A 202-nucleotide genomic window follows, 5' to 3' on the forward strand; every position below is an offset into this window, starting at 1 on the left:
CGGCGCCGTCCCCTCGATCGCCAACGGCCTGGTCTCCGGCGTCGACCAGGTACCCCCGCTCTTCCTGCGCGCCGGCCGCACCCTCGGCGCGACCGGCCTCAAGGGCACCTGGCACATCGTCATGCCCGCCGCCCTGCCCGGCTACCTCGCGGGCCTGAAGCAGGGCTGGGCCTTCTCCTGGCGCTCCCTCATGGCCGCCGAG

The 202-nt window shown here is 75.2% G+C and carries 1 protein-coding gene; it reads left to right on the forward strand.

Features of this window, described 5'->3' with window-relative positions; all coding sequences use genetic code 11:
- A partial coding sequence (locus IF78_RS0143175) for an ABC transporter permease subunit (RefSeq protein WP_031488228.1) occupies positions 1-202 on the forward strand: 202 nt, incomplete at both ends.

Source organism: Streptomyces bicolor, from assembly GCF_000719285.1.
GTDB classification, from domain to species: domain Bacteria; phylum Actinomycetota; class Actinomycetes; order Streptomycetales; family Streptomycetaceae; genus Streptomyces; species Streptomyces bicolor.